A 23,536-nucleotide genomic window follows, 5' to 3' on the forward strand; every position below is an offset into this window, starting at 1 on the left:
TTCAGCCTCCCGTGTCTCCGCTCTCGATCGTCTCCATCAGCGTCCTTTCTTCGCCGGTTATCCGGCAGAGAGATTCGCAGAGGTTTACCGTTGATTCCGGGCAATATTAACGAAGAAAGGCAAAGACAATGGCTCTTTATGAACATGTGTTCCTTGCTCGACAGGACATTTCGCAGCAGCAGGTCGATGCGCTTGTAGAACAGTACAAGGGTATCATCGAGGCCAATGGCGGCAAAGTCGGGCGTATTGAAAGCTGGGGCCTCCGCGCCCTGACCTATCGCATCAACAAGAACCGCAAGGCGTACTACTCGCTTCTCAACATTGATGCTCCGGCAGCTGCCGTTGCTGAAGTTGAGCGCCAGCAGCGCATCAATGAAGACGTTCTGCGCTTCATGACCATTCGCGTTGAAGAGCACGAAGAAGGCCAGTCGGCCATGCTTGCACGCCGTGACGATCGCCGCGAACGCGACGACAAGTTCGGTGGCCGTGATGACGATCGTCCGCGCCGTCCACGCCGCCCGCGTGACAACGAAGCCGGTGAAGGAGCAGAATAATGGTTGATATCAATCAGATCCCGACCCGCCGTCCGTTCCATCGCCGCCGCAAGACCTGCCCGTTCTCGGGTGCCAATGCGCCGAAGATCGACTACAAGGACGTCAAGCTCCTGTCGCGCTACATTTCCGAGCGTGGCAAGATCGTTCCTTCCCGTATCACAGCTGTCAGCCAGAAGAAGCAGCGCGAACTCGCCCAGGCGATCAAGCGTGCCCGTTTCCTCGGCCTGCTGCCATACGTTGTAAAGTAAGACTATCGAACGTGGCGGGACCTGTCCCGCCACTTTCTGCCTTCGGGCAATTTGAAGCCTTCCGCGATGGGCGCGGTCAGGCAGACTAGAAAACCCAAGTTGAGGGATTGGTTTAACAACCACCTCTAACTGCTTCAACAAGCAGGACAGCGAGCGAAATGAAACTGACTGGAACAGATATCGGCGTTGGAGTGTTGGCAGGCCTTGCGGCCGCGCTGCTCACGACCGGTGTTATCGTCAATTCCAGCCTTGCAATGATATTGTTGCTGTTTTCACCGCTGCCTATATTTGTCGCGGCGCTTGGCTGGGGCACTGCCTGCGGCTTCATCGCGGCATTCACAGTGGCTGTCGCCGTGTCCGTTATCGCCGCACCGACGGTCGCCGTTGTTGTTGTCCTCATTACTGCCCTGCCCGCTGCCGTCGGCGCTTATTTTACCGGCCTTGCCCGTCCGGCCGATGAGATCGGCGGACCAAAAGACGTGTATGTCTGGTATCCCCTCGCCGATACATTGTTGCGGCTGGCGCTTGTTGTGGCTGCCGGTTTTATCGTTATCGGCATCATGATCGGATTTGGCGAAGATCTCGCCCGGCAATTGGCGCAATCGCTGACCCAGCAACTGGCCGTGAGCAATCCGGAACTGGCAGCCAATGCGGATTTGACCCAGAGCATGGCGCAGTTCGTTGTTCGCGTTCTGCCGGCTCTGCAGCCTGCAGTCTGGCTGAGCATCATTATCGCCAATCTCTATATCGCCCTTCGCTTGACGGCTGCATCAGGCAAGCTCCGCCGCCCGCGGGATGACTGGCCGCGCGCGCTGCGCATGCCGCGTCCGGCACTTGTCATTTTTGCCGTTGCCTGTGCCGCAGCATTTTTGCCCGGTGGCCCCGGTTATGCCGCGACCGCCATCGCCGGTGCACTCGGTGCCGGATTCATTCTGGCCGGTTTTGCGATGTTGCATGCCCGCTCACGAGGTGCCAGCTGGCGGCCGTTTGCCTTGTGGTTTGCTTACCTCGCCGTCTTTCTCTTTGTTTTTGCGCTTCTCGTCTTCCTTCTGGCCGGTCTGTTTGACACATCGCGCAATGCGCCGGTTTCGAAGGCTGTGAATACCGATACCCCACCCAATAACGACAATTGAACTTGAAAGGAAAACTCACATGGACGTCATTCTTCTCGAACGCATCAGCCGCCTCGGCCAGATGGGTGAAACAGTCAAGGTAAAGGACGGCTTTGCCCGTAACTTCCTTCTGCCGCAGGGCAAGGCTCTTCGTGCCAACGAAGCCAACAAGAAGAAGTTCGAAGGCCAGCGCGCCCAGCTCGAAGCCCGCAACCTCGAGCGCAAGACCGAAGCTCAGACAATCGCCGACAAACTCGATGGCAAGACATTCGTTGCTGTTCGTTCAGCCGGCGAAACCGGTCAGCTCTACGGTTCAGTAACGACCCGCGACATTGCCGACCTGATCACTGCAGAAGGTTTCTCGATCAACCGCAACCAGGTTGAACTGAACACGCCAATCAAGACGATCGGCCTGCACAAGATTGTTCTGACTCTGCATGCGGAAGTCGAAGCAAATGTCACGATCAATATTGCCCGTACGGCCGATGAAGCCGAGCGTCAGGTAAAGGGTGAAGACCTCACCTCTGCCGAAGCGATCTACGGCATTGAAGAGACACCGCTTTCTGAAGAATTCTTCGACGAAGACGAAGAAGGCGAAGAAAACGCCTGATTTTAAAGCATAAACCGCTCGCAGGAGTGGTGTTTGCTTTACCATAAAACACCCGGCAGAGATGCCGGGTGTTTTTTTGCTTTTCAGAATCAAAAAAACGGGTAGATTTATTTATCCTACCCCATGCCCGACCTTGGCTCCCTCTTGAGCCTCATAATGGCCGAGCTCTATCGTCAATGATGGAGATTGTTCATGAATGCCATTCTAAAGGCTGCCCTTTCGCGGCTTATCCACACAGGTACACTTGTTATTACTGATTCCTCCGGCCAGAAGCGCACCTTTGGTGACGGGACTGGAGAACCGATTCACTTCCGCATCAATACGGCCGCGGCCGAAAGGCGGATCGCCTTCGATCCATCCCTGCATTTCGCCGAAGCCTATATGAACAGCGAACTCGATGTTCTCGACGGCGATATCTATGACGTCCTGAGAATCATATTCGAAAACACGGGGGCCACTGCGGCCCGCGAGCCATGGATGCTGGCGCTGGAGGGTATTCGCCGTGCCACCCGCCGCCTGCACCAGATGAACAACCTTGCCCGTTCGTCCAGCAATGTTCAGAGGCACTACGATCTGTCGGAAGACCTCTACCGGCTGTTCCTCGATACGGACATGCAATATTCCTGTGCTTACTTCGAGCACCCGGATGCGACGCTCGAAGAGGCGCAACTGGCAAAGAAGCGGCATATTGCAGCAAAACTTCTCGTCGAAAAGGGTCACAAGACCCTCGATATCGGGTGCGGCTGGGGCGGTCTTGGCCTTTATATTGCCCGCCATCTTGATGCCAATGTGATGGGTGTCACGCTGTCGCAGGAGCAGCATGGCATCGCCAACAAGCGGGCCATCGATGAAGGCCTGTCGACGCAGGCACGTTTTGATCTGCGCGACTACCGGACAATCGAGGACAGTTTCGATCGTATTGTCTCGGTCGGCATGTTCGAACATGTCGGTGTCGGACATTTCGGCGAATACTTCCAGCATACGGCCCGCCTTTTGAAGAAGGACGGCGTTTTCCTTCTGCATTCCATCGGCCGGTCGGATGGACCGTCCTATACCAATGCCTTCATCCAGAAGTACATCTTTCCGGGCGGCTATATCCCTGCTCTCTCGGAAGTGCTTCCGCAGATCGAAAAGGCAGGTCTCGTCGTCACCGATATCGAAATCCTGCGTTTGCACTATGCTGACACACTACGCATCTGGCGCGAGCGGTTCATGGCGAACCGCGACAAGGCCAAGGCGATCTATGATGAACGCTTCTGCCGCATGTGGGAATTCTATCTTGCCGCATCGGAATCGGCATTCCGCTGGCAGAACCTGATGGTGTTCCAGATCCAGCTGGCTCACCGACAGGAATCAGTACCGCTGACGCGCAATTATATCGAGAAGGAAGAAAAGCGCCTCAAGCGCCTGGAGAGCGAGCGTAGTTGTGCCAATACCCAGGTTGATAACAGGGAAACGGCTGTCGGCCGCTAGACCCGCAATTTGAAAACGATCTGGCCCGCCGTGATTGTGATGATCGCGGCGGGTTCAATCATGAATAGTATCCGGTTTCACGTCCTGCCCGCATATTCGCTCAAGTCCGCAGTGGACATTGGCGGGAGAACGCGCATAAGCCTCCCCACAAGCTGCCAGATGGCTTAGAATCATCAAGGCGCGAATCACGCAAGAGATAAAGCCAATCTTTTCCGCCGCTGTGGATAGCGGGGTATAAGCCTGTGCTTTGGCATTGCTCCATTGCTTACGATTCACGCCAGAGGCCATAGTTAATGCGAACGGGAAACGAATACGATGGCTGAAGCAGCACGCAAATTCCTCGAGGTACGTGACAGCGGTGACAAGCTCTACCGCGAAGCACCGAACAATATCGAAGCTGAACAGGCGCTTCTGGGCGCCATTCTGATCAACAATGATGCGTTTTATCGCGTTTCCGACTTCCTCAAAGCCGTGCATTTCTACGAGCCACTGCATCGGAAGATTTTCGACGTTTCGTCTGATATGATCCGCATGGGCAAGATGGCCAATCCCGTTACGCTCAAGACCTTTTTGCCGACGGACGAAAAAGTCGGTGAAATGACGGTGATGCAATATCTCGTCCGCCTTGTTACCGAAGCGGTCACGGTCATCAATGCGGAAGATTATGGCCGCGCCATCTATGATCTTGCCACGCGCCGCGCGCTGATCACCATTGGCGAAGACATGGTCAATATCGCTTATGACGCCCCGGTCGATGTGATGCCGCAGGGCCAGATCGAGGATGCTGAACGCCGTCTGTTCGAACTGGCCGAAACCGGCCGTTACGATGGTGGCTTCCAATCATTCACCGATGCGGTCAAAACAGCGGTCGATATGGCCAATGCCGCCTTCATGCGTGATGGCCACCTTTCCGGCGTTTCCACCGGCATTCAGGCGCTTGATAACCGCATGGGCGGCTTGCAGCCATCGGATCTGATCGTGCTCGCCGGTCGTCCGGGTATGGGCAAGACGTCACTCGCCACCAATATCGCTTTCAATATCGCGGCCGCCTATGAACCTGAACAGCTGGCTGACGGCACAATGAAAGCCAAGAATGGCGGCGTCGTCGGTTTCTTCTCACTCGAAATGTCGTCCGAACAGCTCGCCACCCGTATCATTTCCGAGCAGTCGGAAATCAGTTCGTCAAAAATCCGTCGTGGTGAAATCAACGAGGCAGAGTTCGAAAAGCTGGTCGCCTGTTCACAGCATATGCAGAAAGTGCCGCTCTATATCGATCAGACCGGTGGTATTTCCATTGCGCAACTCGCAGCCCGTGCCCGGCGCCTGAAGCGCCAGCGCGGCCTCGACGTGCTGGTCATCGACTATATTCAGCTGATGCAGGGATCTTCGAAGAAGGCTTCGGAAAACCGTGTGCAGGAAATCACCGAAATTACGACGGGCCTGAAGGCTCTCGGCAAGGAACTGAACACGCCGATCATCGCGCTGTCACAGCTCTCGCGTCAGGTGGAAAGCCGCGAAGACAAGCGCCCGCAGCTGTCCGACTTGCGTGAATCGGGTTCGATCGAGCAGGACGCCGACGTGGTGATCTTCGTGTATCGCGACGAATATTACATCAAGAACAAGGAGCCGAAGGAAGGCACCGAGGAGCATTTCAAGTGGCAGGCCGACCTCAAGGAAGCCACGGGCAAGGCGGAAGTCATTATCGCCAAGCAGCGCCACGGCCCGACCGGCACAGCCAGACTGGCCTTCCAGGCGGAATTCACCCGCTTTACCGACCTTGCCGAGGATTCACACCTGCCCGAACGCTTCGAGTAATCATTTGACCAGCACACAACCTCACATCACCACCGCAGGCGCTGACCCTCGCCTTGCGGGTGGACGGCTTACCATCGATCTCGATGCACTTGTTGCCAACTGGACGTTTCTTGCCGAGAAATCCAAGCCGGCAAAGGCGAGTGCCGTCGTCAAGGCCAACGCCTACGGGCTCGGCATCGAACAGGTCGTACCTGTGTTGTGGGATGCCGGGTGCCGCACGTTCTTTGTGGCACTTGTCGAGGAAGGTTTGCGTGTGAAGGCAGTCGCGCCGGATGCACGGGTTTTTGTTCTGAACGGCCTGTTTGCCGAAGCGCGTCCCGTCTACGAAACATCGAAGCTGATCCCGGTTCTCGGTTCTGATTTTGAGATTAATCTCTGGACCCGCGCCAATGCCGAGAGCGGCTTGAAACTGCCCTATGCGCTGCATGTGGATACGGGCATGAACCGGCTGGGGCTCACCGTGGCCGAAGCGCTCGAATTTGCCGCAAACACCAGGGAAATGCCTGTTCTTGTCATGACGCATCTGGCGACGGCGGACGAACCCGGCCACCTGCTCAACCAACGGCAGTTTGAGTCATTTCAAAAGCTTCGCGCCGCGTTTGCAGGTATTGAATCAAGTGCGTCCAACTCATCGGGTATTTTTCATGCGGTCTCCAATGGCGGTGATCTGAGCCGTCCGGGTATTGCCATGTATGGCGGCGAAGCGCTGGCCGGCGTTGCTAATCCCATGCGCCCCGTCGTGACGCTGGAGGCGCGTGTCGTGCAGATCCGCACCGGCCTCAAAGGCGAGACGGCAGGATACGGCGCCACGGCACTGCTTGAGCGCGACACCCGGATTGCCATTTGTTCAACCGGTTATGCGGACGGCTATCTGCGTTCCCTGTCCGGCAGCGGCACGCCCTTGCGCAATGTCGTGCACAAGGGCGGCGAGGGTTTTGTCGCCGGTCACAAAGTGCCGGTGATCGGCCGCGTGACCATGGATATGACATCCTTCGACGTTACCGGGCTGCCCGAGGCAAGCATCAAACCCGGCGATTATATCGAGCTGTTCGGGCACAACATCGCCCTGGATGATGCGGCACGCGCCGCAGGCTCCATCGGCTTCGAACTGTTGACGAGCCTTGGAAACCGCTACCACCGTCGCTATCTCTATTCCGGAAAAGGCGATTGATGGCCAAGGCAAGAATTCAATTCATCTGTCAGAACTGCGGAGCCGTGCATACGCGCTGGGCGGGCAAGTGCGATGCCTGCGGCGAGTGGAACACGCTGGTCGAAGAAGGTACGGCGGGCGGTATCGGCAGCGGCCCCGGCAAGCTGTCGGGCCGCAAGGGCCGTGCCGTCGCCCTCACCTCGCTATCCGGCGAGATCGAGGATGCGCCGCGCATCCAATCGGGCATCGGCGAACTTGATCGGGTCACCGGCGGCGGGTTCGTGCGCGGTTCGGCCATTCTGGTGGGCGGCGATCCCGGTATCGGCAAGTCCACCCTGCTCACCCAGGCCGCCGCCGCGCTGGCGCGGCAGGGTCACAAGGTCATCTACGTCTCGGGTGAAGAAGCGGTGGCGCAGATCCGCCTGCGGGCACAGCGCCTGCATGCCGCCGATACGGACGTGCTTCTGGCCGCTGAAACCAATGTCGAGGATATCCTCGCCACTATTTCCGAGTCCAAGCGGCCCGATCTCATCATCATCGATTCGATCCAGACCCTTTGGACGGACGCTGCCGATTCGGCGCCGGGTACGGTCACGCAGGTGCGCGCAGGTGCCCAAGCGATGATCCGCTTTGCCAAACAGACCGGCGCTGCCGTGGTTCTGGTCGGTCATGTCACCAAGGATGGCCAGATTGCCGGACCGCGCGTTGTCGAGCACATGGTGGATGCCGTGCTGTATTTCGAAGGCGAAGGCGGCCACCACTACCGCATCCTGCGCACAGTGAAGAACCGTTTCGGCCCCACCGACGAAATCGGTGTGTTTGAAATGTCGGATCGCGGATTGCGCGAAGTTGCAAATCCGTCGGAGCTTTTTCTCGGCGAACGCAATGACAAATCGCCGGGCGCCGCGGTTTTCGCCGGTATGGAAGGCACCCGGCCGGTGCTTGTGGAAATTCAGGCGCTGGTGGCGCCGTCAACGCTCGGCACACCGCGCCGCGCTGTCGTCGGTTGGGACGGCGGCCGCCTTTCGATGATTCTGGCGGTGCTTGAAGCCCATTGCGGTGTGCGGTTCGGCCAGCACGATGTTTACCTGAATGTGGCGGGCGGATACCGGATTTCCGAGCCCGCAGCTGATCTTGCGGTTGCATCTGCACTGGTTTCCTCTATTGCCGGTATTGCCCTTCCGGCCGATTGCGTCTATTTCGGCGAAGTCAGCTTGTCTGGCGCCGTTCGCCCGGTGGCGCACGCGGTGCAGCGGCTGAAGGAAGCAGAGAAGCTTGGGTTCAAGCAGGCTGTTCTTCCCAAGGGAAGCAACGACGTGCCGAAAGGACGCAATGCGCATCTGACCGAGACGGCTTCGCTGCCGGACCTTGTGGCCCGGATTGCAGCGTCCGGCCCCGGTAAAACGAAACGCGACGACTGATCCAAATGCGGCCATTATCCAAGGGCTGACCGGATCGGAATTGGATTGGGGATACATGTAAATGCCTATTACGTTGCTTGACGGAATTCTTCTGGGCATCACCCTCGTGTCGGCGGTACTCGCCATGGTGCGCGGTTTTTCGCGTGAAGTGCTGTCCGTGGTGTCATGGGCAGCTGCCGCGGCGGCCGCTTATCTCTTCTACAAGCCTGTGGTCCCCTTCCTTGCGCCCTATATCAGCAATGAGACCATTGCCCAGATTGCAGCGGCCGGCATCGTCTTTATCGTGACGCTGATCATCGTTTCCGTCATCACCATGAAGATTGCCGATTTCATCATCGACAGCCGTATCGGCGCGCTGGACCGTACGCTCGGCTTCCTCTTCGGCGCCGCACGCGGTGTTCTCCTCGTGGTTGTAGCAATGCTGTTCTTCAACTGGCTCGTAACGGACAACCAGCCGGCCTGGGTTGCGCAGGCCAAGTCGAAGCCGATGATCGACTCACTGGGTGCAAAACTGATCAGCCTGCTGCCGGAAGACCCCGAGGCAACCATTCTGAAGCGTTTGAAGCCCGGCTCAGCCCCGGTAACAGACCCGACGACGACACCTGAACCGAAGGAAGATGTTCCGCCGGAAGGCACAACACCCAAGCCCTAACAGGTTTTCAGGTGCGACAAACGGTTAACTTGGCGTTTGCGTGGTAATACCCCACATAGTGTGGCATAATGGAATGACAGATCTTACAGTTGAATCTGCGGCGAAAGGCTTGCGGTAATGACCGACATTTTTCGTGATGAGACCCCTCTCATGTCCCTTGACGACGACACACTGCATGAAGAGTGCGGTGTGTTTGGCATTTTGGGGCATCCCGATGCCGCCACGCTGACGGCGCTGGGTCTGCATGCCCTGCAGCATCGCGGACAGGAAGCAGCGGGTATCGTCTCCTATGACGGCACCAAGTTCTGCTCGGAACGCCGCATGGGCCTTGTCGGCGACCACTACACCAATCCGGTAACACTGGCACAACTGCCCGGCGACCGCGCCATCGGCCATGTACGCTATTCCACAACCGGCGATGCAGCGTTGCGCAATGTCCAGCCGCTGTTTGCCGAACTTGAGATCGGCGGCATCGCCATCGCACACAACGGCAATTTCACCAACGGTTTGACCATGCGCCGCAAGCTGATCGCCGACGGCGCGATCTGCCAGTCCAATTCCGATACGGAAGTGGTGCTGCATCTCATCGCCCGTTCACGCAGCGCCTCCTCCAGCGACCGGTTCGTCGATGCAATCCGCCAGATGGAAGGCGGCTATGCCATGCTCGCCCTCACCCGCACCAAGCTGATTGCCGCACGCGATCCGATCGGTATCCGGCCGCTCGTCATGGGTGATCTGGACGGCAAGCCGATTTTTGCCTCCGAAAGCTGCGCGCTCGATATTATCGGCGCGAAGTTCGTGCGTGACATCGAGAATGGCGAAGTCGTTGTCTGCGAAATCCAGAGCGACGGCACGATCAGCATCGAAGCCTTCAAGCCGCAGGCACCAAAGCCGGAACGCATCTGCCTGTTCGAATATGTCTACTTTGCCCGGCCCGACTCCATCGTCGGTGGCCGCAATGTCTATACAGCCCGCAAGAACATGGGCATCAACCTTGCCAAGGAAGCACCGCTGGAGGCCGATGTGGTCGTCCCAGTTCCCGATGGCGGTACGCCCGCAGCCATCGGCTTTGCCCAGGCCAGCGGCATTCCGTTTGAACTTGGCATCATCCGCAATCATTATGTCGGACGCACTTTCATCGAGCCGACCCAGTCAATCCGCGCTTTCGGCGTCAAGCTGAAGCATTCGGCCAACAGGGCCGTGATCGAAGGCAAGCGCGTGGTTCTGGTCGACGATTCCATCGTACGCGGCACGACATCGGTGAAGATCGTGCAGATGATCCGCGATGCCGGGGCACGTGAAGTGCATATCCGCGTTGCCAGCCCGATGATCTATCATCCGGATTTCTACGGTATCGACACGCCGGATGCGGACAAGCTGCTGGCCAACCAGCATGCAACCCTTGCCTCCATGTGCAAATATATCGGTGCGGATTCGCTGGAATTCCTGTCGATTGACGGGCTCTACAGGGCGGTCAGCGGCGCACCGCGCGATCCGCAGGCGCCGCTGTTCACCGATCATTACTTTACTGGCGATTATCCGACCCGGCTGGTTGACCGGGACGGCATCAGCAATGTGCGTCAGTTCTCGCTTCTCGCAAACAACGGCTAACGGTTGAGTTTCCATTCATGATTTCTGACGGCAGTTTTCGGCTGGACGGCAAGCTTGCGCTTGTCACCGGCGCATCCCGCGGCATCGGCTATTTCCTTTCCAAAGACCTTGCAGCACGCGGCGCCCATGTGATCGCCGTTGCCCGCACGGTGGGCGGGCTTGAAGAGCTGGATGACGAAATCACGGCTGCCGGAGGCTCGGCAACGCTGGTGCCGCTCGACCTCACCGACATGCCCGCCATCGACCGGCTTGGCGGCTCCATCTATGAACGCTGGGGCAAGCTCGACATTCTGGTCGCCAATGCGGGCGTTCTCGGAACGATTTCCCCGATCGGCCATGTGGAAGCAAAAGTCTTCGACAAGGTGATGAACATCAATGTCTCCAGCGTCTGGCGCCTGATCCGTACGACGGACCCACTGCTGAAGCTTTCCGACGCAGGCCGCGCGGTTTTGCTGTCTTCCGGCGTTGCCCACACTGCCCGCGCCTATTGGGGCCCCTATGCGGCATCTAAGGCCGCCGTCGAGGTCATGGGCCGCAGCTGGGCCGAGGAAGCGCGACAGACCAAGCTGCGTGTGAATTCGGTCAATCCCGGCGCAACCCGCACTGCCATGCGGGCACAGGCCGTTCCGGGTGAAGATCCCGAGACGTTGCCGACAGCAGCTGAGGTTGCGGCCAAGATCGCGCTCATCCTCGATCCCAAGATTGATGATACGGGCAAGCTCTACGACGTGCGTGCAGGCAAGCTGCTGGGTTACAACGACCCGAGCTGAAGACAGATCATCCGGCGAGGCGGATAATTGTTGCGCCGGATTTGTTTGGAGAGAGCGCATTGGCGCGCCATGCTTTCGGGCTCATGCCGGTAACACGCAGGAACTCGCGATTGAAATTGGATTTGGTCTGAAACCCGGCATCGAACATGATGCCAGTGACGGCAAGATCCGTGTCCGCCAGCAGACGGCAGGCCTCCTTCACCCTGTAATCATTGACATATTGCGATACGCTCATCGCCTTGACCCGGTTGACCGCGATCGAAACCTGCCGGGCCGGCAGGTTCATCCTGCGCGCAAGGCGGTTCAGGTTGAGATCGACATCCCGGTAGAGTTCCCGCGCCTGCATCAGGCTATCGAGCGAGGCGGCAATTTCAGCGTCTTCGGCGCTTGGGGAGACCTGTGACGTGCCCTCTTCCGCGGCGGGTTCTTCCCTCTCCTCCGGGCGGCTGGTTCCGGCAACCGTTGCCGCAGCCCCGAGAATGAGCATGGCAAGCACATTGCCGATGGCAACGATGCGGCCGGAATGGCTGCCGCCCGATTGGACAAAATCCCAGCTGATGAGGATATCGGCCACTGCGGAACTGGAAACGGCAAAAGCGGTCAGCTGCAGTGCCCGGTAGGAACTGATGACGCCATCGAGCCGGGATGAACCCAGGGCATCCGGCCCGGCCCAGGCCAGACGGCAGAGCGCCACTCCGTAACCTGCGAACACCAGAATGATGAACAGCGAAATCGGTGCGGGCCAAAAGGCGATGAGGCAAATCACCAGAAACGTCGGCAACAGGTGCAGCAGCAGCAACGGACGTTGTGCCAGCGATCGCTCGCTGCGCAGCCCTTCGAAGCTCAGCCATGCCAGTGTAGCAAGGACGACAGCGAGCACTGCCTGAATCGGCAAGACCTCCAACACATCATAGCCCCAGCGCACCCCGATCACCACCGACTGCAGGGCATAGACCGATACCAGCGCAAGAAAGAATGGATTCCGGTCATTGCCGTCGCTCCGCCGGATCATCTGGACCAGCAGAACGACGAGCAGAACAGCAACCACAAAGGGCAAGGGGACAAACAGCATGAAGGCAAGGTCCGTTACGCGTTGACGAGCCTCACTATGTCCTGAAACGCGATCGGGGACGACCTGAATTGTGATCAAGGTCGAATTTCACCTGACGAAGGGTTCCTCTGGCCGCAACGCCAACCCACGGGAGCTGCCATGCTTAACCTCATCACCGCCCTTCTCCTTCTCTTTGAAACCGTTACACCCAGCGCCGCTCAGGCCGAACAAACCAAAGCACCGCTTGATATCGGCCAGATCAACAGTGTCATGATTACAGGCGAAGCCAGCCGCATAGAGTTTGCGGCTGGCGATCCCGGCCCCTATCAGGCACGGATCATCGCCACGCGGTCCGGCTGGTTTTCCGGCTGGTATTCGAGCTGGTTTTCCGATGCATGCGCCACCCACACCACCATGGAGATCAAGGACCGGGCGCTGCTCATCCACGTGGTCAATGCACCGCTGCTCAGCCTCTCCGATTGCGAGGTGCTGATCCGTGCAAACCTCCCAGCCAACGGCGACGTTAGCATCGAACAGGCGGCGCTGCAGGCCCGGCTGACGGGCGACTATGGCACCGTCCGCGTTAAAGGTCATGCAGCTGATTTCGCGCTGGACGGGCATGTGGCGAGCCTAGACATTTCGGGGGACGCCGTCCGCAGCGACCTGCGCTTTGCCCGCATCACCAACAGCGAGATGATCTGGTTCGATTCCCGCGCACTCGATGCATCCTTCACCTTCGGCAAGGATGTCCCCATCAGCTACGCGGTGGATGCCAAGGCATCCTTTATCGACAGCAAACGCGACAGCACGCCCGGCGCCAAACCGTCGATCAGCATCAAAAGCGACTATGCCCGCGTGACAATCCGCTGATCCTCACTTCTTGCAACAAGGAAACCATCCATGAACATTCCCAGTCTCATAACTTTGTCTGCTTTCCTCGCCTTAAGCTCCGTGCAGACGGCACCAGCCGCCGGAGTGACATTCATTGATGTGCCGCAGGACAATAAAGGTCCAACGCTCGAAAGCGCCATCTGGTACCCCTGCGCCGGCAATCCGACGCAAGTCGACATTGGCTTCGATCATTCAACAGCGGTGAAAGATTGCCCGCTGTTGGGCGAAAAGCTGCCGCTTATCGTGATCTCGCATGGTGTCGGCGGCTGGTACGGCAATTTCCACACGCTTGCCGAGCAAATGGCCGATGCGGGTTTTGTCGTCGCGGCCATCAACCATCCGAGGGATGGCGGACGATCCAAGACGCGCGATCCGGGCGATATTGCATCCATGACCCAGCGTCCGCAGGACATGACGAGGCTCATAGACTTCATCCTCACGTCCTGGTCCGACGGATCGCAGATCGATGCCACCCGCATCGGCTTCTTCGGATTCTCCCGGGGCGGGTTCACCGGTCTTGGTATGATCGGCGGCAATCCCGACTGGAAAAAGCTGCTCGACAATTGCCCTGTCTATCCCGGCAATCGCTTCTGCGCGCAAATCCGGGCCGGTGATATTCCGCCGCTCACCGCCGATCCGCGCATCATCGCGGCTGTCATTGCCGATCCCGCCGGCGGCAACCTGTTCACCCCGGAGAGTTTGGGACGCGTGACTGTTCCCGTTCAGATCTGGGGTTCGGAATATGGCGGTGACGGCCTGTCGCCTGCCGATGCGGCCTCCGTTGCCAGATATCTGGCAAGCAAACCTGAATACCGCCTGGTGCCGAAGTCCGGCCACTTCTCGTTCCTGCCGCCATGCAGCGCCGAATTCGCCAAGCTCGCTGCCGACTCGGGGGATACGGAACTGTGCACCGATGCCGCAGGTTTCGACCGCGTTGCTTTCCACAAACAGTTCAACGCGGATGTGCTCGCATTCTTCCGGAAATATCTGACGGACACGAAACAACCCTGATGCAGGTTGGCGGATTGTCCCGGCAAACCGAGACAATCCCCAACATTCCAATTCTCAAGAAGGAGATAGAACATGAAACTGCAAATCATGCTTTGTGCCGTTGCGATTTCTGCTCTGGCCACCACGCACATGGCCCATGCCGATAACCTGGCCGGTGTTCGGCAAATCCTCGTTCCCTCCAAGGAGCGCGGCACCGATCTCGATGTCACCGTCTGGTATCCGGCACAGGCTGGCGGTGAGAAAGTCTTGCTGGGTGATACGCCGTTGTTCATGGGAACAGCTGGTATGCGTGATGCGCCTCCCCTGGAGGGAAAATTCCCGCTCATCCTGCTTTCCCATGGAACCGGTATTGCAGGCAATGCGCAAGCCACCAGCTGGATTGCCGCGCCATTGGCTCAGAAGGGGTATATTGTCGCTGCTCCAAACCATCCAGGAAATCAGAGCGGAAACAAATCAGCAAGCGAGACAATGAAGCTTTGGCTCCGGCCCTCGGATTTCACCGCAACCCTCGATGCGTTGAAGACCGGAACGGTCTTTCAAAACCGGATCGACTGGAAAAACGTTGGCGCGCTTGGCCTCTCCATGGGCGGCTATACGGCCCTTGCCGTGGCCGGCGCCCGCATAGACCAACAGCGCCTCACTGCCTATTGCGATACGGATTTGAACAACCACTCCCTGTGTGAATGGCTCAGGCTAAGCCGCGTTGATCTTCATAAGATGGATCTGCAACCCGCAAGCCTCAACTATCAGGACACCCGCATTCGTTCTGCCGTCGCGATCGACCCAGCCATGTCAGACACGCTCAACACGGCGAGTATTGCAGGCATCACAATTCCGGTTGATCTGGTGAACCTCGGACGAAAGGGAGAAATTCCCTTCACGGCACAGGCATCGTGGATGGCGGAAATCATTCCGGACGTGCGCTATGCAAACATTGAGGATGCCAACCATTTCAGCATGTTCGCCGAGTGCAAGGCTGATGCATCGGACAAACTGAAGGCGCAGGATATTGCTGAAGCGCTGTGCGACGACGACGGCGGACGCTCACGCAGCGCGATTCATGCGCAATTGATTGAGATGATTGGCAAGGTGTTCAACCGCACGCTCAAAGCGCGGTAGATGCATCGCTGCAAAACCAGCATGCGTGGTTTGCCCTTCGACAAGCTCAGGAAGCTCCCTCAGATGGTGCAGGCTCTGAAACAGCAGCGGCAGCGGCGGCATCTGCCGCCTCGTGCCGTTTCCACGCACGGGCACTGAACGGGATGGTGATGAAAAAACCGATGGTCGTGAGCGTCAGGGTTTCCCACGTATAGCTCATCAGGAACGCCACATAGACCACGATGAACAGAAAGCTTGGCATGACCCAGTCAGAGCGGAGTTTCGTACCGGCAGCCTTGCCGCTGAACACAGGCAGACGGCTGATCATCAGGATTGCGACGCCCACCGTATAGGCGGCAGCCGCAAACGCCAGCGGGCGCGTGGGTGCGAGCCCGAGAAAGCCGAGATAGACCGGCAGCATCACCAGCATCGCCCCAGCGGGCGCGGGAACACCGGTGAAGAAGTTGTTCTGCCAGAGCGGTTTACCGATGACATCCAGCATCACGTTGAAGCGGGCCAGGCGCAGGCAGCAGGCAATGCAGTAGAGCAGCGCGGCGATCCAGCCGAAGGAGCGTGCCTGATCCAGCATATAGGCATAGAGCACCAGCGCAGGCGCCACGCCGAAATTGACGATATCGGCAAGGGAATCCATCTGCGCGCCGAACTTGGTCGAACCCTTCATCATGCGGGCGATGCGTCCATCAATGCCATCGAGGAACGCGGCAAGAAGGACCATAGAGACAGCCAGCTCAAACCGGTTCTCGAAAGCCAGCCGGATACCGGTAAGACCGGCGCAGATGGCCAGAACCGTGATCACATTGGGTACGAGATAGCGCAGCGGAATGCGCGAGCCGGTTGGCTCCTGCACCTGCGGCTTTTCGTCGAACAGCGGATCCGTGTCGGGTTCGTTCATGCCGCGCGCCTCAGCTGATACGGACCAGCGGAGCGCTGGGTTCGCCGCCGAATTCCGCAAGCACGCTCTCGCCGCCAACGGCCGTCTGACCAACAGCAACACGCGGCGCAAAACCTTCGGGCAGATAGACATCCACGCGCGAGCCGAAACGGATCAGGCCAAAGCGTTCGCCGATGGAAATGGAATTGTTTTCATCGGCCCAGCAGACGATGCGGCGTGCCACGAGACCGGCGATCTGCACCACGGCAACCTGACCGTTGGGGCTGTCGATCACCAGACCATTGCGCTCGTTCTCGGCGCTCGCCTTGTCGAGTTCCGCATTGAGGAACTTGCCCGGCTTGTGAACAATGGTCGTGATGCGGCCACGCACCGGGGCGCGGTTGATATGGCAGGAAAACACATTCATGAAGACGGAAATGCGGGTCATTTCGCGATCGCCGAGGTTGAGCTCGCGCGGCGGCACGGCAGGACCAACCGCAGAGACAAGTCCGTCGGCCGGACTGATGACCAGCCTGTCATCCGTGGGGGTGACACGCTGGGGATCGCGATAGAAATAGATGCACCAGGCGGTGAGGATGAGACCTATCCAGAACAGCGGTTCCCAGAAATAACCGAGAACCACGGTCACACCGGCGAAACCGGCGATGAACGGGTAGCCCTCCCGATGGATGGGTACCAGAGTGTTGCGGATGGAATCGACAAGGCTCATTGGTTTGTTCCTGACAGCGCCAAATGTTCGTCCGGCAGCGCGCGCACGCTCCACCGGAATTGCGCGTTACTTATCGGAGATTGGCAGCAGGAGCAAACCTTTCAACCCGGCTTGAACCCTTCATCAGCAGAATTATTCCGTATTCAACTTTTTCCTGCTGCGACTTTTCACGGCTCGACGGCGACATTAAGAGCAAGGGATGGTCAGATGAAGCCGTTCTGCCGGAGGGAATTTGTGGACAAGATCAAGGGGTTTGACGAGACCGATGTTTATCCATCGGGCGAAGTCAAAGCCCGCAGAGATTGGCCCAAATTCACCCGGCCCTTCGGGTTTCCGGCGGGCGGCCAACCACGTTGTCAGGCAGCTTCGTCCGATGGGTAAACATCGGCCTCGCTACCTTCCGCGTGGATTGTCTCGCCATCCGGGAAACAGAACTGGCTTCATTCGACCATCCCTTGCTCTAATGCCGGTTTACCGCGAACGACGACGCCAAGATCGTCCTCCTCGCGCACCTTGCGCAGGCGCTCTTCGGCCTCGGTTGCCTCACGCTGGCGGTTCCACATGGACGCATAGAGACCATTTTCGGCCAGCAGTGCCGCGTGCCGGCCCCGTTCGGCAATCACACCATCCTTGAGAACGATGATCTCGTCGGCACCGATGATCGTCGACAGGCGGTGGGCGATCACCAGTGTGGTGCGGTCACGGCTGACCAGATCGAGCGATGCCTGGATTTCATGCTCCGTCGCGCTGTCGAGCGCCGAGGTAGCCTCATCGAGGATCAGGATCGGCGGCGCCTTCAGGATCGTGCGTGCAATGGCAACACGTTGCTTTTCACCGCCCGACAGTTTCAGTCCGCGCTCGCCGACCATGGCGTCATATCCCTCGGGAAGGCTTTTGATAAAGCTGCCGATCTGTGCGAGATCCGCCGCATTGCGCACCTCCTCTTCCGTGGCGGTGATGCGGCCATAGCGGACGTTATAGGCAATGGTATCGTTGAACAGGACGGTATCCTGCGGCACCATGCCGATCACCGCGCGCAGGCTTTCCTGCGTGACATCGCGGATATCCTGACCGTCAATACTGATCGAGCCACCCTGAATATCGTAGAAGCGGTAGAGCAGACGCGACAGAGTTGACTTGCCTGCGCCCGACGGGCCGACAATGGCAACAGTCTTGCCTGCGGGAACCTCGAAGCTCACACCCTTCAGGATCGGCCGCTTGGGGTCATAGGCAAACATCACATTGTCAAAACGCACGGTGCCACGCTCGATCACCAGCGGCTTGGCACCGGGCTTGTCGGTGACTTCCTGCTCAACATCGAGCAGGTCGAACATCTGCTCGATATCGGTCAGGCCCTGCCGCACTTCGCGGTAGATGAAGCCGATGAAGTTGAGCGGAATGGAGAGCTGCATGAGCATGGCATTGATGAAGACGAAATCGCCGAGGGTTTGCGTGCCGGCCAGCACTTCCCTGCCCGACATGATCATCATGACAGCCATCCCGATGCCGAAAATCACCGACTGGCCGAAATTCAGCCAGCCGAGCGATGTCCAGATGCGGGTCGCCGAAACTTCATAGCGCGCCATGGCCGCATCGAAACGGCTGGCTTCCATCTGCTCGTTACCGAAATACTTGACCGTCTCGAAGTTCAAGAGCGAGTCGATCGCCTTGGTGTTGGCATCGGTGTCGGAGTCATTCATGTCGCGGCGGATGTTGATCCGCCAGTCACTGGCACGGATGGTGAACCATGTGTAGAGCCAGACCGTCGCCACGACCACGGCCAGATAGGACAGGCCATAGGCAAAAGCGAAAATGACGGCGGTCATCAGGAATTCGATGATCGTCGGCGCCGTGTTCAGGATGGTAAAGCGGACAATGGTTTCGATACCCTTGGTGCCGCGCTCGATGATGCGCGACAGACCGCCGGTGCGCCGCTCCACATGGAAGCGCAACGACAGATTGTGCATATGCACGAATGTCCGGTAGGCGAGCTTGCGCACGGCGTATTGTCCGACACTGGCAAAAAGCGCGTCGCGCAACTGGTTCAAACCTGCCTGAATGATGCGCGCGGCGTTGTAAGCCGCAACCAGCATCAGCGGACCGACGAGGATAAGCGGCACCAGATCGGAAGCCACAAACTTGCCGTTCAAGGCATTGGTCGCCCATTTGAAGAAATAGGGCACCAGAATGAGAATGACCTTGGAAACCAGCAGATAGAACGAGGCCCAGACAACCCGCATTTTCAGGTCGGGTCGTTCATCGGGCCACATATAGGTCCAAAGGTTACGAATGGTCTGCAGCGTTTTGCCGGACTCGGAGGAGACAGTTTTTTCAGCCACGGTTATTCCTTGAGGGCCGCAGCGGCTACCCGCGCTGCAGGCACAATAGTATCGGGCGGACAGCAGAGATTGGCCATATCGCTGACAAGAGCGGCGACATCGGCAAACGCGTCCGGATTGATGCTGTAATGGGAGCTTTGGCCGGACTGGCGGTAATTCACGAGCCCGGCATCGACAAGTATTTTCAGATGTTGCGATACAGTCGATTGCGCCAGATCAAGCGTCGCGACAATATCCTTGCAGCAGGAAGCGTTCAGTCCGGCAAGCTGACGGACAATGCGCAGGCGCGCCGGATGGGCGAGCGCTGTAAGGATACGCGCCGTTTCGGCGTCCGAGATTGCCAGTTGAAATCGATTGCTGCATTTCATCGTTCATCGGCGATAAACGATATAATTTTCCAATGCAAGGATTAAAAAGGGACATCCATGCTATGCAAATGGGATTCTGGGGTAAATCCGACGTGTCAGCTATCGAAAAAGCCGTCGAGGAATGCCGCCGCTTCATCCGAGATTCCAACGATCTTGTTCGTTGCCTGGCGATAGAATTTGAAGTTGAGCTCCGTACCGGGCTGACCATCCTTCCAATCGGTCAGATGTTTGAGTTCACGCCGTCCCAGCGGTCGTTTGGCGAGTGCGTTACGTCGGATGGAAAGACTGACCCGCGGTGTTTGCCTGACGATACCGCTTGTCCTGGCGATCGCTTCGACTGAAGTGACAACACCGCGTGCGACAAGACCATGGCCGCCCTCGTTCTCGCTGGCGAACAGAAACACCGTATCACCTGCGGTTATGAGCTTACCGCCATACATGGTCTTCTGCGCGGTAAACGCGAACGTCTCAGTCTCGATATCGCGGATTTCGGCCTTGATCGCGAACGCCATGCTTCTCCCCGGCTATTGAGGTGCGGTCTTGTCCTTTTCCGGCAAGGCAAAAACCTGACCCGGAAAAATCATGTCCGGATTCTGGATCTGCTCCTTGTTGGCGAGATAAATGGTCGTGTACCGCGTGCCCTCGCCGTAAGTCCGGCGTGAAATTGTCCAGAGATTGTCGCCGCGACGGATAATCACCGAACCGTCGACATTCCGCAGCGGCTGCGTGGTATCGCTGCCCTGAACCTGCCCGGCCGTGCCATCCGGCGCCGTCCCGGCGGAAGCTTGCGGTGCAGCAGCAGGCGCTTCGGCGCCTGGGGCTGATGTCGCTGCCGGAGCAACGGCCGACACGCGTTCGCCGGCTTCGCGCTTGAACGGCACGGCCGCGCGCGCAATGACCGTCACGCCATCCTTTTCAACCATATCGGCGCGGATGATATAATCCCCCACCGGCAGGTCGCGCATGGTCTGCACAAGGAAATGGCCATCAGATCCCGTCTTGGTCGAACCGATGAGATTGTCGTTGGCATAGACCTTGACCGTATAGCCTGCATCCGCAATGCCTGCGATGAAGAGCTTGCTGCCTTCGATTTCCACGGCCTCCACAACGATGCGGGCCTTGGCGGCGGGCTGTTTGACAGGCTTGTCGCCGGTCGGCGCTGCTGCTGTTGTCGCTGGCTGACTGGAAGCGGCCGGTGCCGCTGGCGCTTCGGGCTTGGTAATCATGCGGCTTGGCTGGCCGGACTGCTCGACCAGAGCCAGAACCTGCCCCGATTTGGTTTCGGGGATGGAGACGATCGCCGTTTCCTGCGACGTCATTGCGCTGCCATCCGGAGCGGTTGACCGCAGGACAAGCTGATAGTCGCCCGGCTTCAGGGGATCATCGAGCACAATGACAAATTCGCCGGTGGGTGATGCTTTGGTGGTGCCGATAATGTCGGCACCGGCGAGAAGATCAATCTTGGCATCATTCACCCCCTTGCCTGCAATAACGATTGTCCCTGTGGGATCAACACGCAACACGTCAAACGAAGGAACACCGGGCTTTGTCTGGGATGCTTCGGCGGGCGCCGATCCGGCGGCGGGCGCTGCACCACCAGCGGATGCCGCTGGCGCTGGCGTTACCGGAGCCGCTGTTTGCGCTGCATCGGCGGGTTTAGCGGCGGGTTCTGCGGGCTTTTGTGCCGTCGGCGCAGGCGCATTTCCATTCGCAGTCACGACAGGTGTATCCACAGCCGGCTTACCCGGAATGAACCCCAGATAGGCAGCCACCAGACCCAAAGCGACAACAACACCAAACCCCAGCACTGCAAACTTGTTCTTGATCATCGATCCCCGACCCTATTTATCTTTTTGGTCTAGCGCCTTTTATGCTCTGCTACAAGAAAACCCTTTAAATTCAGCCCTATTCTTTGTGATTATAGGATCAAAGGCGCAATTCGAGATTTTTGTCGCATGCCCGATAGCTTGACGTTTCACGGGACAGGAGGCACCACTTTCCAGATGAGCAAGATTCGATCGATTTGTGTTTACTGCGGCTCCTCTCCGGGCCGTGATCCGATTTACAAACAGAGCGGCAAGATCCTCGGCAACTCAATCGCCGAAAATGGACTGGAACTGGTCTATGGCGGCGGCACGAAGGGCATCATGGGCGCAGTCGCCGATGGTGTCATGTCGGCAGGCGGCAAGGTCACAGGTATCATTCCGAAGTTCCTGATGAACAAGGAAGCGACCGAACATGCGCTTGGTCAGCTGTCCGAGCTGATCGTCACCGAAGACATGCATGAGCGCAAGCACAAGATGTTCGAGCGCTCGGATGCGTTTGTTACACTCCCGGGCGGTATCGGCACGGTGGAAGAGATCGTTGAGGTCATGACCTGGGCGCAGCTCGGACGCCACCGCAAGCCAATGGTCTTCGCCAATATCAACGGCTTCTGGAATCCGATGCTGGCCCTCATCGATCACATGAAGGCGGAAGGCTTCGTCCATACGTCACATTTGGTCAATCCGCTTGTGGTAGAACGCCCGGAAGACATTGTTCCGGCAATCCTCAATGCGGCAGCCAGAGGTGACCGGGACGGCGACGAAGCAATCATCGAACGGCTGTAACTGAAAGGAACGGGGATTTCATGGTTCAAACATTGAGCTTAGATCCCCCGCCCGAAGCCAAGCGCCTTCACAACGACGATTTCGTCATCGCCTACAGTTTTGACGCGACGGGTTCCCTGCTGGTTGAACCGGTTGCCGAGTCAGGCAAGGTCTGGACATGGAAGAGCTATGCTCTTGCCGATGCGCGAGCCCGCCGCAGCCTCGAAACGGACAAAAGCCTGCCGGAAAGTGTGCGCGAGGCTTTCCTTTCCTCCGGCGACCAATGCCAGATCAGCTATGAGGATGGCTGGCTTTTCGGGGAACTGCCCGACCTGCAACATGAACATTACGGCGATCCGCGCGAACTGGGCTATTTCCGCTTTGCTTTCAATGAGACCCTTTTCATCAGCGGTCGACGCCACCCGCTGCAATCGGTCGATGACGTTCGCCAGTCCATCAATCGCGGCAAGACGAGGCCCGCGTCGCCCATTGCTTTGTTCAATGCAATCTTCCGGCGGTTTCTCGATCTGCTCAAGGCCGAGATTAACCGGCTTTCGGAAACGCTCGACTCCATCGAGGATCATATTGTCGGCGAGAAATGGCAGGGTGAACGCGAGCGGCTGGTACCGGTGCGACGCCAGATCGTGGTTTTCCATCGTTATCTCACGGCCGCAACCAGCCTGTTCCGCCACATCGACCATGCGGACCGGCGGGCGCTGCCGGAAGATCTGGACGACCTGATTGAAGGCCTGTCAATCCGCGCAGCTACGCTGCATGCGGAGGGCGAGCAGCTGCAACAGCGCGCAAGGCTGTTGCAGGACGAGCTTCTGGCAAAACTGACAGACCAGTCGAACCGCTTTCTCTACGTGCTTTCCGTGATGACAGCCGTGCTTTTGCCGACAAACGTCATTACCGGCCTCTTCGGCATGAACACAGAAGGACTGCCGTTTGCCGGCAATATCCACGGGTTCACGATTATCGCTCTTGTTGCCCTTGTTATATCCGCATTTGTCTATCTGATCGTGCGCAAGATGGGCGGTTCGGGGCGTTAGACCGCTTTTGCATTTACAGTGGCGGGTGGTTCGTGGTTCGACAAGCTCACCATGAGGGAGAGTGTTGGCTCACCATGAGGGAGATGGGTGCTGTAAACTA

The 23,536-nt window shown here is 58.2% G+C and carries 23 protein-coding genes; 16 read left to right on the forward strand and 7 right to left on the reverse strand.

Annotation, left to right across the window (positions count from 1 at the left end; genetic code table 11):
- The first annotated feature begins 128 nt into the window (after nt 1-128).
- The 11 genes from rpsF (at nt 129) to FHW16_RS01080 (ending at nt 11,416) form a co-directional block, all read left to right on the forward strand.
- Nucleotides 129-554, forward strand: coding sequence for a 30S ribosomal protein S6 (gene rpsF, locus FHW16_RS01030; protein WP_105735802.1), 426 nt, complete (start codon nt 129-131; stop codon nt 552-554).
- Complete coding sequence (gene rpsR / locus FHW16_RS01035) at nt 554-802, forward strand: 30S ribosomal protein S18 (RefSeq protein ID WP_008128538.1); 249 nt, start codon at nt 554-556, stop codon at nt 800-802. Before rpsF ends, rpsR begins: the two co-directional genes overlap by 1 nt.
- Before the next feature lie 158 nt (nt 803-960).
- A complete protein-coding gene (locus FHW16_RS01040) occupies nt 961-1,935 on the forward strand; it encodes a DUF2232 domain-containing protein (RefSeq protein WP_182547322.1) in 975 nt (324 codons plus the stop codon).
- 19 nt (nt 1,936-1,954) lie between these two features.
- A complete protein-coding gene (gene rplI / locus FHW16_RS01045; protein WP_182547323.1) occupies nt 1,955-2,524 on the forward strand; it encodes a 50S ribosomal protein L9 in 570 nt (189 codons plus the stop codon).
- 192 nt (nt 2,525-2,716) lie between these two features.
- Complete coding sequence (locus FHW16_RS01050; protein ID WP_182547324.1) at nt 2,717-3,997, forward strand: SAM-dependent methyltransferase; 1,281 nt, start codon at nt 2,717-2,719, stop codon at nt 3,995-3,997.
- Nucleotides 3,998-4,312: 315 nt separating this feature from the next.
- Entirely contained in the window at nt 4,313-5,812 is a 1,500-nt protein-coding gene (locus FHW16_RS01055; protein ID WP_182547325.1) for a replicative DNA helicase, read from the forward strand.
- A gap of 4 nt (nt 5,813-5,816) precedes the next feature.
- Nucleotides 5,817-6,983, forward strand: coding sequence for an alanine racemase (alr, locus tag FHW16_RS01060; protein ID WP_182547326.1), 1,167 nt, complete (start codon nt 5,817-5,819; stop codon nt 6,981-6,983).
- Nucleotides 6,983-8,383 (forward strand): DNA repair protein RadA, encoded by a 1,401-nt coding sequence (gene radA, locus FHW16_RS01065; protein ID WP_182547327.1) that lies wholly within the window; start codon nt 6,983-6,985, stop codon nt 8,381-8,383. The genes alr and radA overlap by 1 nt, the downstream gene beginning before the upstream one ends.
- Nucleotides 8,384-8,444: 61 nt before the next feature.
- Nucleotides 8,445-9,035 (forward strand): CvpA family protein, encoded by a 591-nt coding sequence (locus FHW16_RS01070; RefSeq protein ID WP_182547328.1) that lies wholly within the window; start codon nt 8,445-8,447, stop codon nt 9,033-9,035.
- 117 nt (nt 9,036-9,152) lie between these two features.
- Nucleotides 9,153-10,646 carry an amidophosphoribosyltransferase gene (purF, locus tag FHW16_RS01075; RefSeq protein WP_246711597.1) on the forward strand — a complete coding sequence of 498 codons (1,494 nt, stop codon included), beginning with the start codon at nt 9,153-9,155 and terminating at the stop codon, nt 10,644-10,646.
- A gap of 17 nt (nt 10,647-10,663) precedes the next feature.
- Nucleotides 10,664-11,416, forward strand: a complete 753-nt coding sequence (locus FHW16_RS01080; protein WP_182547329.1) for an SDR family NAD(P)-dependent oxidoreductase — start codon at nt 10,664-10,666, stop codon at nt 11,414-11,416.
- Between the two features lie 7 nt (nt 11,417-11,423).
- Here FHW16_RS01080 and FHW16_RS01085 read toward each other — a convergent pair whose 3' ends face one another.
- Nucleotides 11,424-12,566 (reverse strand): helix-turn-helix domain-containing protein, encoded by a 1,143-nt coding sequence (locus FHW16_RS01085; protein ID WP_246711598.1) that lies wholly within the window; start codon nt 12,564-12,566, stop codon nt 11,424-11,426.
- Nucleotides 12,567-12,626: 60 nt separating this feature from the next.
- Here FHW16_RS01085 and FHW16_RS01090 point away from each other — a divergent pair, with 60 nt between their 5' ends.
- From FHW16_RS01090 to FHW16_RS01100, 3 genes are all read left to right on the forward strand, one after another.
- Nucleotides 12,627-13,337: a hypothetical protein gene (locus tag FHW16_RS01090; protein WP_182547330.1), complete on the forward strand. Its 711-nt coding sequence runs from the start codon at nt 12,627-12,629 to the stop codon at nt 13,335-13,337.
- Nucleotides 13,338-13,367: 30 nt separating this feature from the next.
- Nucleotides 13,368-14,369: an alpha/beta hydrolase family protein gene (locus FHW16_RS01095; protein ID WP_182547331.1), complete on the forward strand. Its 1,002-nt coding sequence runs from the start codon at nt 13,368-13,370 to the stop codon at nt 14,367-14,369.
- A 72-nt stretch (nt 14,370-14,441) separates the two neighbouring features.
- A complete protein-coding gene (locus FHW16_RS01100; protein ID WP_182547332.1) occupies nt 14,442-15,488 on the forward strand; it encodes an alpha/beta hydrolase family protein in 1,047 nt (348 codons plus the stop codon).
- A gap of 46 nt (nt 15,489-15,534) precedes the next feature.
- On the opposite strand, the gene pssA is transcribed toward FHW16_RS01100, so the two are convergent.
- From pssA to FHW16_RS01130, 6 genes are all read right to left on the reverse strand, one after another.
- Entirely contained in the window at nt 15,535-16,380 is an 846-nt protein-coding gene (gene pssA / locus FHW16_RS01105) for a CDP-diacylglycerol--serine O-phosphatidyltransferase (RefSeq protein ID WP_182547333.1), read from the reverse strand.
- 10 nt (nt 16,381-16,390) lie between these two features.
- Nucleotides 16,391-17,143 carry a phosphatidylserine decarboxylase gene (locus tag FHW16_RS01110; protein WP_348643836.1) on the reverse strand — a complete coding sequence of 251 codons (753 nt, stop codon included), beginning with the start codon at nt 17,141-17,143 and terminating at the stop codon, nt 16,391-16,393.
- A 386-nt stretch (nt 17,144-17,529) separates the two neighbouring features.
- Nucleotides 17,530-19,428 (reverse strand): ABCB family ABC transporter ATP-binding protein/permease, encoded by a 1,899-nt coding sequence (locus tag FHW16_RS01115; RefSeq protein WP_432651984.1) that lies wholly within the window; start codon nt 19,426-19,428, stop codon nt 17,530-17,532.
- Between the two features lie 2 nt (nt 19,429-19,430).
- Complete coding sequence (locus FHW16_RS01120) at nt 19,431-19,796, reverse strand: ArsR/SmtB family transcription factor (protein WP_182547335.1); 366 nt, start codon at nt 19,794-19,796, stop codon at nt 19,431-19,433.
- A 95-nt stretch (nt 19,797-19,891) separates the two neighbouring features.
- Nucleotides 19,892-20,308 (reverse strand): hypothetical protein, encoded by a 417-nt coding sequence (locus tag FHW16_RS01125; protein ID WP_182547336.1) that lies wholly within the window; start codon nt 20,306-20,308, stop codon nt 19,892-19,894.
- A 12-nt stretch (nt 20,309-20,320) separates the two neighbouring features.
- Nucleotides 20,321-21,625 carry a LysM peptidoglycan-binding domain-containing protein gene (locus tag FHW16_RS01130; RefSeq protein ID WP_182547337.1) on the reverse strand — a complete coding sequence of 435 codons (1,305 nt, stop codon included), beginning with the start codon at nt 21,623-21,625 and terminating at the stop codon, nt 20,321-20,323.
- Nucleotides 21,626-21,799: 174 nt separating this feature from the next.
- On the opposite strand from FHW16_RS01130, the gene FHW16_RS01135 reads away from it, so the two are divergent.
- Nucleotides 21,800-22,405 carry a TIGR00730 family Rossman fold protein gene (locus tag FHW16_RS01135; protein ID WP_182547338.1) on the forward strand — a complete coding sequence of 202 codons (606 nt, stop codon included), beginning with the start codon at nt 21,800-21,802 and terminating at the stop codon, nt 22,403-22,405.
- Between the two features lie 32 nt (nt 22,406-22,437).
- Nucleotides 22,438-23,436 (forward strand): CorA family divalent cation transporter, encoded by a 999-nt coding sequence (locus tag FHW16_RS01140; RefSeq protein WP_182547339.1) that lies wholly within the window; start codon nt 22,438-22,440, stop codon nt 23,434-23,436.
- Nucleotides 23,437-23,536: the final 100 nt, after the last annotated feature.

Source organism: Phyllobacterium myrsinacearum, from assembly GCF_014138285.1.
In the GTDB taxonomy this organism is placed as follows: domain Bacteria; phylum Pseudomonadota; class Alphaproteobacteria; order Rhizobiales; family Rhizobiaceae; genus Phyllobacterium; species Phyllobacterium myrsinacearum_A.

What these genes read in the sequence shown, in the direction of transcription:
- rpsF (WP_105735802.1), top strand. Translation starts at nt 129, where the DNA reads ATGGCTCTTTATGAACATGTGTTCCTTGCTCGACAGGACATTTCGCAG.
- rpsR (WP_008128538.1), top strand. Translation starts at nt 554, where the DNA reads ATGGTTGATATCAATCAGATCCCGACCCGCCGTCCGTTCCATCGCCGC.
- FHW16_RS01040 (WP_182547322.1), top strand. Translation starts at nt 961, where the DNA reads ATGAAACTGACTGGAACAGATATCGGCGTTGGAGTGTTGGCAGGCCTT.
- rplI (WP_182547323.1), top strand. Translation starts at nt 1,955, where the DNA reads ATGGACGTCATTCTTCTCGAACGCATCAGCCGCCTCGGCCAGATGGGT.
- FHW16_RS01050 (WP_182547324.1), top strand. Translation starts at nt 2,717, where the DNA reads ATGAATGCCATTCTAAAGGCTGCCCTTTCGCGGCTTATCCACACAGGT.
- FHW16_RS01055 (WP_182547325.1), top strand. Translation starts at nt 4,313, where the DNA reads ATGGCTGAAGCAGCACGCAAATTCCTCGAGGTACGTGACAGCGGTGAC.
- radA (WP_182547327.1), top strand. Translation starts at nt 6,983, where the DNA reads ATGGCCAAGGCAAGAATTCAATTCATCTGTCAGAACTGCGGAGCCGTG.
- FHW16_RS01070 (WP_182547328.1), top strand. Translation starts at nt 8,445, where the DNA reads ATGCCTATTACGTTGCTTGACGGAATTCTTCTGGGCATCACCCTCGTG.
- purF (WP_246711597.1), top strand. Translation starts at nt 9,153, where the DNA reads ATGACCGACATTTTTCGTGATGAGACCCCTCTCATGTCCCTTGACGAC.
- FHW16_RS01080 (WP_182547329.1), top strand. Translation starts at nt 10,664, where the DNA reads ATGATTTCTGACGGCAGTTTTCGGCTGGACGGCAAGCTTGCGCTTGTC.
- FHW16_RS01090 (WP_182547330.1), top strand. Translation starts at nt 12,627, where the DNA reads ATGCTTAACCTCATCACCGCCCTTCTCCTTCTCTTTGAAACCGTTACA.
- FHW16_RS01095 (WP_182547331.1), top strand. Translation starts at nt 13,368, where the DNA reads ATGAACATTCCCAGTCTCATAACTTTGTCTGCTTTCCTCGCCTTAAGC.
- FHW16_RS01100 (WP_182547332.1), top strand. Translation starts at nt 14,442, where the DNA reads ATGAAACTGCAAATCATGCTTTGTGCCGTTGCGATTTCTGCTCTGGCC.
- pssA (WP_182547333.1), bottom strand. Translation starts at nt 16,380, where the DNA reads ATGAACGAACCCGACACGGATCCGCTGTTCGACGAAAAGCCGCAGGTG.
- FHW16_RS01120 (WP_182547335.1), bottom strand. Translation starts at nt 19,796, where the DNA reads ATGAAATGCAGCAATCGATTTCAACTGGCAATCTCGGACGCCGAAACG.
- FHW16_RS01125 (WP_182547336.1), bottom strand. Translation starts at nt 20,308, where the DNA reads ATGGCGTTCGCGATCAAGGCCGAAATCCGCGATATCGAGACTGAGACG.
- FHW16_RS01130 (WP_182547337.1), bottom strand. Translation starts at nt 21,625, where the DNA reads ATGATCAAGAACAAGTTTGCAGTGCTGGGGTTTGGTGTTGTTGTCGCT.
- FHW16_RS01135 (WP_182547338.1), top strand. Translation starts at nt 21,800, where the DNA reads ATGAGCAAGATTCGATCGATTTGTGTTTACTGCGGCTCCTCTCCGGGC.